Raw genomic sequence first — 7,509 nt, forward strand, 5'->3', positions numbered from 1 at the left:
AACACGAATGGTCCTGACCGAAGAACATTCCCGCGCCGCGGGCCCCCGCGGCCGTTCCCGCAGAGAGCCGCCCGCCTACTGCGCCGACGGGTGCCGTTGCGCGCTCTGGGAGAGCCTGGGCGAGGCGGAGCCGGGTGTGGAGGAGCCGGCCGTACCGAAAGAGCATCATCCCGATCCCGCGGTGCTCAGTTACTCCGAGACCTGCGCCCTGCTCGGCGGGGCGCAGACGGGACTGCGGGGGCTGCTGGAGGCGGCGGAGACGATGCGCGCCCGCAGGCAGGCGCTCATCCGCGCGCACCACGACGCCGACGCGGCGGTCAACGCCTACGAGCGGTTCGTGGCCGAAGGACGGCACGCGCACCAGGTGGGGCGGGCCTGCCGGGACGAGCGCGCGCTCGCCGACCGCGCCCGGCCCGCGCCGCCGACCTGGCTGCGGATCTTCCGCTGGCCGGCGGTGCTGGTGATCGGCGCGTTCGACGTGTGGTTCTTCCAGCAGTACTTCCTCGACGTCGGCTACACCGGCGCCGACGAGGATCCCGGCCTGGTCCAGAACCTGATCGCCCTGGTGCCCGGCATCGCGGTGGTCTTCATGGTGCTGCTCAGCGCCACCCTGGTCGGCGGCCTGATCCGGCGGCGGTCGGCGGACAGCCGGGTGCTGCGGTTCCTGAGCGGGCTGGTGCCGGTGGTCTACCTGGTCCTGGTGCTGGGGCTGGTCGGGTACTTCGCGTATCTGCGGGCGTTCGACTCGTTCTCGGTCGAGACCGGGAAGCAGGTCGCCGTGGACGACCAGGTGATCCTCATCGGGGCGCTGATCGGGCTGCTCACGCTCACCTCGATCCTGATGAAGATCAAGGGCGACGATCCGGAGGCCGACGCCGTGCTCGTCGCGCGGCTGCGGCGGCGGCGCAGCGAGAGGCGGTGCGCCAAGGTCCAGGCTTCCGCCAAGGCGTCGCTGGCCAAGCACGCCGAGGCGTACTCGGACCTGCGGGCCGCCCGCGACGAGGGGCTCAGCCGTTTCCGCGACGCGATGCTGGAGGCCTACCGGCGCGGCATCCTGGAGCCGAGGGCGCAGCAGCGGCCCGGCACCGAGGTGCCGCCCGCGCTGACGCTGCCGCCCACCCTGCAGGCCCCGGCGGTGAACGGCGCCGGCCCGGCCAAGGGCGCCGCGGCCCGCGAGTACTCCCGGCTGCTCGACGACTCCCTGGTGGACGGGGCGGGGCCGCTGCTGCCCGAGTTCGAGGACATCCGGCAGCCCCGGCCCTCGCTGGGCCCGCTGCCGGAGATCTGCCGGGTGCTGGCCAGGCTGGACCCGGCGCCGCTGCAGGAGCGCTGGCACCGGGTGGAGAGGCGGCTCACCGACGACATCGCGCGGCTGTCGTGACGGCGGACTGGGCCAGGCTGCTCGACTCGGCCGCCGCGCTGGTGAGCGCGCTGGCCTGGCCGCTGGCGCTGGTGCTGTCGGTGCGGCTGGTGATCAGGAGGCACCGGGCGGCGTTCGAGCGGCTGGTCGACCGGGTCAAGGTGGTGACGTACCCGGGCGGGCAGATCGACCTGGCGGTGATCGAGGCCAGCCAGGAGGCGCAGGTGGAGGAGCTGGCCGAGCGGCTGACCAGGGCCGAGGCCGACGACGCCGAGCGGCTGCGGGCGGCGCGGCTGATCGTCGGGCGGGCCGTGGAACTCGGCAGGCTGCGCGAGGCCACCTGGTGGGGCGCCAAGTACCGGGGTTGATCACCGGCGGCCTTCCCGGCCGCCGGTGATGCCCGGTCGATACAAACCTGAGCGCCGCCCAACACACGCGTACGGCGGGCCGGATGCGTGCACCACCCACCCTGGGCGGTATGCGACTTTTCCTGCTGTTTCTCCTGCTGGCAGGTGCGGTGTCCGGCTGCGCCGCCGTATCGGCGACCCCCAAGTCCGGCGTGCCGCTGCCCTGGCCGGCCGAGGGGCAGGCCGCGGTCGAGGTCGAGGGCGTGGGCAGCCTGGGCACCAGCGGCGACGGCGAGCCCGTCCCGATCGCCAGCGTGGCGAAGGTGATGACCGCCTACGTGATCCTGCGCGGCCACCCCCTTCGCCCCGGCGAGCGGGGCCCGCTGATCGAGGTGGACAGGACCGCCGCCGACGAGTCGCACTCCCGCGAGGAGTCGACCGCCCCGGTCAGAGAGGGCCAGCGAGTACGGCTGCGCCACCTGCTGGAGCTGATGATGGTGCCCTCCGGCAACAACGTGGCCCGCCTCCTGGCCCGCTGGGACGCCGGATCGCAGGAACGTTTCACCGCCAAGATGAACGCCGCCGCCCGCCGCCTCGGCATGCGCGACACCACCTACACCGGAGCCAGCGGCAACGAGGACAGCACGGTCAGCACCGCCGCCGACCAGCTGAAGCTGGCCAGGGCGGCCATGGCCGACCCGGTCTTCCGCGAGGTGGTGGCGCTGACCAGGACGTCCGTCCCCGGCGGCGGGCAGAGCCTGGCCAACACCAACACCCTGCTGAACGAGCACGGCGTCATCGGCATCAAGACCGGCTCCGGCACGGCCGCGGGCGGCAACCTGATGTGGGCGTCCCGGGTGCGGGGCCGCCTGGTGCTCGGCGTGATCCTCGCCCAGAACCCCGGCACCACCCCGGCCGCGGCCAAGGAGGCGGCGCTGCTGGCGGGGGCGAAGATGACGAGCGCGGTCGAGCGGTGGCTGCTCAGGCCAGCAGCTCTCGTGCCAGAGCCTGCCGCCACCACGCCTCGACGCGCTCCGGCGTCCAGCCTCGCTCGCTGACGAGCGTGGTGTAGACGTCGATGGTGCACAGCGCCGCGTAGACGTCGGCCGCTGTGGCCACGTCCACCCCCGGCCTGAGCGTGCCCTCCGGCCAGGAGGAGAAGACGTGCGCCCGGGTCTCGTCGGCGCGGCGGCGGCCGTCGCCGTACACGGTGGCCAGTTCCGGCTCGCCGCGCCCCGCCTCGCGCACCAGCAGGATGACGTCCCCGGCACGCTCGTAGAGCCGGCGGTCGAAGCCGGCCATCGCGGCGAGCTGCCCGGCGGGGGTCGCCGCCGGGTCCTCCAGCTCGGCGAGCAGGCGGGGCACGTCGCCGCGCAGGTCGGCGGCGTCGGCGAGGGCGCGGGTGAGCCCGGCCTTGTTCTTGTAGATCGCGTAGACGGTCGGCGCCGACACGCCCGCCGCGCTCGCCACGTCGCGGACGGTGGTCTCCGCCCAGCCGCGCGCGAGGAACAGCTCCCGCGCGGCGCGGGCGATCTCGGCCCGGGTCTCGAGCGCCTGCGCGGTACGGCGCAGCGAGTCGTATCGGCGCTGCCCTGTCATGATCTCTCCATTTGACTTAACACTACTTATAATGAATATAGTGCCGGTCAACCATCTGGAGAGGCAAGCACATGAAGCTCGTGATCTTCGGCGCCAACGGCCCCACGGGCCGGCTCACCACGGCCCAGGCACTCGGCGACGGCCACGTCGTCACCGCGGTGACCCGCCGGCCGGAGGAGTTCCCGATCACCCATCCGGGCCTCGACGTCGTCCGGGCCGACGCCCTCGACCCGGCGGCCGTCAGCCGCGTGGTGCGCGGGCACGACGCGGTGATCTCCTCGCTCGGCGTGCCGTACAAGTCGCCCGCCGTCACCACGGGCTCGGAGTCGGCCCGGCACATCACCGCGGCCATGGCCGAGCACGGTGTACGCCGCCTGGTCTGCACGACCTCGACCGGCGTGCCGATGAAGCCCCCGCCCGGCGAGACGCTCGTCTACCGGAAGGTGGTCGTGCCCATGCTGCTGCGGATGGGCCGCCCGCTCTACGAGGACGCCGCGCTGATGGAGCGGATCGTCTCCGGCACGGACCTCGACTGGACCATCGTGCGCCCGTCCGGGCTGTTCGACGGTGAGCGGGTCACCCGCTACACCGTCGGCGCGCCCCAGATGATCGGCCGGTTCACCGCCCGCCGCGACCTGGCCGACGCGCTCATCAGGGAGGCCGTGGAGAACCGCAACGTCCGCTCCGTCGTCGAGGTCATCACCACCGAGGGCACCCCGAGCGTCTACCGCGTCTTCCTCAAGGAGGCGCTGCGCATCGGCTAGTTCAGAAGCGCCTGAAACAACTGAAACACGATACGCTACTCCCTATGACCTCTCCGCACGGCCCCGACCGCCGGCAGGCACTCGAGTGGGTCGAGCGCGTGGCCACGTTCGTCTCGGAGGAATGGGGGCTGGCGCCGATCACCGGACGCGTCCTGGGCTGGCTGATGGCCTGCGACCCGCCCGAGCAGACCGCGGGCGAGATCGCCGAGGCCATCGGCGCCAGCCGGGCCTCGCTCACCACGAACATGCAGCTGCTGACCTCCATAAGGCTGGTACGCCGCTTCCGCAAGCCGGGCGAGCGCACCGTCTACTACCAGATCGAGGACGACGCCTGGTCCAAGGTGCTCCAGCAGAAGCTGGCCGCCTTCTCGGCGTTCGGCGATCTGGCCGAGGAAGGGCTGAAGCTCGGCTGGAAGGACGAGGCGGGCAGCGCGCGCATCCGCTCCGCCCGCGCCTCCATCGCCGCGCTGACCGCCGTCCTCGCCCAGGCCACCGAGACCCCGGACCGCAAGGAGTAGCTAGTTACGCTCCTGCGGCGACGGTGGCGTTGCCGTACCTGTCCCCTATGCCGGTCAAATCGATGAGCCGGGTCCGCGTGACCGGACTTGGGAACGCTCCCGCGAGTCGTGCTTCTCGCGGACCGGAAGCGGTCTTGACGGCGACCACCTGGGAGTTATCTTCACTTTTAGGAAACTTTCCTAACAGAAAGCGAGGATTCGCCGGTGAGATCCAGGAAGCGGGCAGTCGCCCTCACGTGCTCCACGTTGCTCGCGACCGCCGCGTTCATGAGCGTCTCCCCCAGCGCCCATGCGATCCCCGAGAACTGCACCAGCAGCCACCAGCCCGCCGCCAACACCGTTTCCAGCTACTGCTCCAGTGGCACCGGCGAGCACCAGGTGGCCGTGACCCTCATCCACGTCAACCCCATGGTCGGCTACGTCGCCACCACCGGCCCGTGGGTCGCCGCAGGCCAGACCTCCGTCGCCGGCCTCCCGCCCGGCACGATCGTCTCCCTGCGCGTCAACAGGCGCTGACCATCCCCCACGCGGCGGGCTCCCGCACGAGCCCGCCGCCCCTGTCAGCGGCTGTCCTTCCGTTCGACGACCAGGATCCTGGCCTCGGGCATCGGGTACGCCACGTGTTCGTCACCGGGCTCGGCATGGCAGACGCGGCCCGGGGTGAGCCGTTCGACGTGCTCCTCCCCGTCGCGCCGGTAGCGCATGTCCACGACGCCGTCCAGGACGACGAAGACCTCGGGACCGTCGTTGACGTGCCAGACGTACGGCGTGTCCGTCCAGTGCAGGCGCACGGTGGCCCGGTCGATCTCGGTGATGTCCAGCGCGCCCCAGGGGCGGCTCGCGGTGAAGGACGGGGCGTCGATGAATCGCATGGCCCGATCCTGTCGTGGCTTCGCTGGGGGCGACGAGTGGCAGGAATGCCGATATCCGTAAGCTTTCTGCCATGCATCGTGTGGTGGCGCTGGCACTGCCGTCGGTGGTGGCGTTCGACCTGGCCATCCCGGCGGAGGTCTTCGGTGGCGAGGAGTACTCCTTCGCCGTCTGCGCGCGGACCCCCGGCCCGGTGCCGGCCACGACGGGGTTCGACATCGCCGTCGCGCACGGCCTCGACGCGCTGCGCGCCGCCGACACCGTCGTGGTGCCCGGATACGCGCCGCTGGACGAGCCCCCGGAACCGGTCCTGGAGGCGCTGCGCACGGCGGCCGCCCGAGGCGCGCGCATGGTCTCGGTGTGCACCGGCGCGTTCGCCCTCGCCGCCGCAGGGCTCCTCGACGGGCTCCCCGCCACCACCCACTGGATGGACGCGCCCGCGCTCGCCGCACGCTACCCGGGCGTCGAGGTGGACCCCGGCAAGCTGTACGCGGGCGGCGGCAACGTGCTGACCAGCGCCGGGTTCGCCGCCGGCATCGACATGTGCCTGCACCTCGTGCGTACCGACCACGGGGCCGAGGCGGCGGTGCGGGTGGCGCGGCGGCTCGTGGTCGCGCCGCACCGCGCGGGCGGGCAGGCCCAGTATCTGGAGCAGCCGATCCCCGCCGCCGGCGACGGGATGGCGGAGGTGTGCGCCTGGGCCATGGAACGGCTGGCCGACCCGCTCACCGTCGCCGACCTGGCCGGGCGGGCCAGCCTCTCCCCGCGTACCTTCGCCCGCCACTTCACCGCCCAGACCGGCGTCAGCCCGCACCGCTGGCTGGCCGCCCAGCGCGTGCAGCTCGCCCGCCGCCTTCTGGAGCGCACGGACCTGCCCGTGGACGAGGTCGCCCGCCGCTGCGGCCTCGGCACCGCCGCCAATCTCCGCCTCCACCTGTCCCGCGACGCCGCCACCACCCCGACCGCCTACCGCCGCACCTTCCGCGGCCCCTGACCGCTCACGCCATCAGAGAGCACGACGACGCCGATCACGTCGCCCCTGCCGCCATCAGATCGGTGACGACATCGGCTTCGTGCCGCTGGCGGGGGTGGAGACGGCCGACCGGCTGGCCGACGCGGTGCTCGGCGCGCTCAGGTCGGCCGACCTCCGGCCGCCGGAGGGGCGGTCGCTGCCTGCCGATCCGGCCGGGCAGGTGGCCGAGCTGCTCGCGGGCGGGGCGGCGGTGCTGGTGCTCGACAACTGCGAGCGGCTGGTGGACGGCGTCGCCGAACTGGTCTACGCGTTGCTGGGGCGGCTGCCGTACCTCATCGTGCTGGCCGTGAGCAGGGAGCCGCTGGCGATCACCGGCGAGGCGCTGTGCCCGCTCGGCCCGCTCGGGAGGGAGGCGGCGGCGCGGCTGTTCACCGACCGGGCGCTCAGCGTGCGGCCGGGCCTCGCGCCCGGCCCCGAAGCGGTCGCGGACATCTGCCGGCGCCTGGACGGGCTGCCGCTCGCGCTGGAGCCGGCGGCGGCCCGGCTGCGCTCGATGAGCGTCGAGCAGGTCGCGCGCCGGCTGGACGACCGGTTCCGGCTGCTGACCTCGGGTGACCGGGTCGCGCTGCCGCACCAGCCGCTCCTGCACACGCGCGACCAGCTCGGCGCGTTCGCGGTCTTCGACGCCGAGTACGACAACCTGGTGGATGACGACGATGACGACGATGACGATGGACATGGTGCTGGGCATCGCCAGCGCCCCGCCGAGCCCCATGACCGCCCGGCAGGCGATCAGTTGCCAGGGCTCGCTGGCGAACGTGGCGAGCAGGGACCCGACGCCGAGGACGACCAGCCCGAGGGTCAGCATCCTGCGGCGGCCGAAACGGTCGGACAGGCTGCCCGACGTGATCAGCATCCCGGCGAAGACCAGGATGTAGGCGTCCAGGATCCATTGCACGTCGGCCGGGCCGACTCCCAGCTCCCGCATGAGTAGCCCTGTGTCAAGCAGCAGCCGGTTGATCTTGGTTGAGGAGTCGTTGGAGGGCTCTGTGCTGGGTGGGGTCGTAGGCGACGCCGT

The 7,509-nt window shown here is 72.7% G+C and carries 10 protein-coding genes; 7 read left to right on the plus strand and 3 right to left on the minus strand.

What is annotated here, in order from left to right:
* The first annotated feature begins 7 nt into the window (after positions 1–7).
* The 3 genes from HNR40_RS51795 (at position 8) to HNR40_RS51805 (ending at position 2,765) form a co-directional block, all read left to right on the plus strand.
* Positions 8–1,381, plus strand: a complete 1,374-nt coding sequence (locus HNR40_RS51795) for a hypothetical protein (RefSeq protein ID WP_184975941.1) — start codon at positions 8–10, stop codon at positions 1,379–1,381.
* A complete protein-coding gene (locus tag HNR40_RS51800; RefSeq protein ID WP_184975944.1) occupies positions 1,378–1,728 on the plus strand; it encodes a hypothetical protein in 351 nt (116 codons plus the stop codon). The genes HNR40_RS51795 and HNR40_RS51800 overlap by 4 nt, the downstream gene beginning before the upstream one ends.
* A gap of 110 nt (positions 1,729–1,838) precedes the next feature.
* Positions 1,839–2,765, plus strand: coding sequence for a D-alanyl-D-alanine carboxypeptidase family protein (locus HNR40_RS51805; RefSeq protein WP_221341874.1), 927 nt, complete (start codon positions 1,839–1,841; stop codon positions 2,763–2,765).
* Here HNR40_RS51805 and HNR40_RS51810 read toward each other — a convergent pair.
* On the minus strand, positions 2,689–3,306 hold the full coding sequence (locus HNR40_RS51810; protein WP_184975950.1) for a TetR/AcrR family transcriptional regulator: 618 nt from the start codon (positions 3,304–3,306) through the stop codon (positions 2,689–2,691). The genes HNR40_RS51805 and HNR40_RS51810 overlap by 77 nt on opposite strands.
* A gap of 71 nt (positions 3,307–3,377) precedes the next feature.
* Here HNR40_RS51810 and HNR40_RS51815 point away from each other — a divergent pair, with 71 nt between their 5' ends.
* The 3 genes from HNR40_RS51815 to HNR40_RS51825 all read left to right on the plus strand — a co-directional run bounded on the left by HNR40_RS51815 (position 3,378) and on the right by HNR40_RS51825 (position 5,104).
* Positions 3,378–4,070: an NAD(P)-dependent oxidoreductase gene (locus HNR40_RS51815; protein WP_184975953.1), complete on the plus strand. Its 693-nt coding sequence runs from the start codon at positions 3,378–3,380 to the stop codon at positions 4,068–4,070.
* A gap of 44 nt (positions 4,071–4,114) precedes the next feature.
* Positions 4,115–4,588: a GbsR/MarR family transcriptional regulator gene (locus HNR40_RS51820; RefSeq protein ID WP_184975956.1), complete on the plus strand. Its 474-nt coding sequence runs from the start codon at positions 4,115–4,117 to the stop codon at positions 4,586–4,588.
* A 204-nt stretch (positions 4,589–4,792) separates the two neighbouring features.
* Positions 4,793–5,104 carry a hypothetical protein gene (locus HNR40_RS51825; RefSeq protein WP_184975960.1) on the plus strand — a complete coding sequence of 104 codons (312 nt, stop codon included), beginning with the start codon at positions 4,793–4,795 and terminating at the stop codon, positions 5,102–5,104.
* A gap of 44 nt (positions 5,105–5,148) precedes the next feature.
* Here HNR40_RS51825 and HNR40_RS51830 read toward each other — a convergent pair whose 3' ends face one another.
* Positions 5,149–5,460 (minus strand): cupin domain-containing protein, encoded by a 312-nt coding sequence (locus HNR40_RS51830; RefSeq protein ID WP_184975962.1) that lies wholly within the window; start codon positions 5,458–5,460, stop codon positions 5,149–5,151.
* Between the two features lie 71 nt (positions 5,461–5,531).
* Here HNR40_RS51830 and HNR40_RS51835 point away from each other — a divergent pair, with 71 nt between their 5' ends.
* Entirely contained in the window at positions 5,532–6,452 is a 921-nt protein-coding gene (locus HNR40_RS51835) for a helix-turn-helix domain-containing protein (protein WP_184975965.1), read from the plus strand.
* 34 nt (positions 6,453–6,486) lie between these two features.
* On the opposite strand, the gene HNR40_RS55870 is transcribed toward HNR40_RS51835, so the two are convergent.
* The gene (locus tag HNR40_RS55870; protein ID WP_246510871.1) at positions 6,487–7,419 is read right to left on the minus strand and encodes an MFS transporter; all 933 of its coding nucleotides are present in this window, start codon (positions 7,417–7,419) and stop codon (positions 6,487–6,489) included.
* Positions 7,420–7,509 lie beyond the last annotated feature (90 nt).

The organism is Nonomuraea endophytica (genome assembly GCF_014203235.1).
GTDB lineage: Bacteria > Actinomycetota > Actinomycetes > Streptosporangiales > Streptosporangiaceae > Nonomuraea > Nonomuraea endophytica.

Coding starts and splice junctions, on each gene's coding strand:
- HNR40_RS51795 (WP_184975941.1), top strand. CDS start 8: ATGGTCCTGACCGAAGAACATTCCCGCGCCGCGGGCCCCCGCGGCCGT.
- HNR40_RS51805 (WP_221341874.1), top strand. CDS start 1,839: ATGCGACTTTTCCTGCTGTTTCTCCTGCTGGCAGGTGCGGTGTCCGGC.
- HNR40_RS51810 (WP_184975950.1), bottom strand. CDS start 3,306: ATGACAGGGCAGCGCCGATACGACTCGCTGCGCCGTACCGCGCAGGCG.
- HNR40_RS51815 (WP_184975953.1), top strand. CDS start 3,378: ATGAAGCTCGTGATCTTCGGCGCCAACGGCCCCACGGGCCGGCTCACC.
- HNR40_RS51820 (WP_184975956.1), top strand. CDS start 4,115: ATGACCTCTCCGCACGGCCCCGACCGCCGGCAGGCACTCGAGTGGGTC.
- HNR40_RS51830 (WP_184975962.1), bottom strand. CDS start 5,460: ATGCGATTCATCGACGCCCCGTCCTTCACCGCGAGCCGCCCCTGGGGC.
- HNR40_RS51835 (WP_184975965.1), top strand. CDS start 5,532: ATGCATCGTGTGGTGGCGCTGGCACTGCCGTCGGTGGTGGCGTTCGAC.
- HNR40_RS55870 (WP_246510871.1), bottom strand. CDS start 7,419: ATGCGGGAGCTGGGAGTCGGCCCGGCCGACGTGCAATGGATCCTGGAC.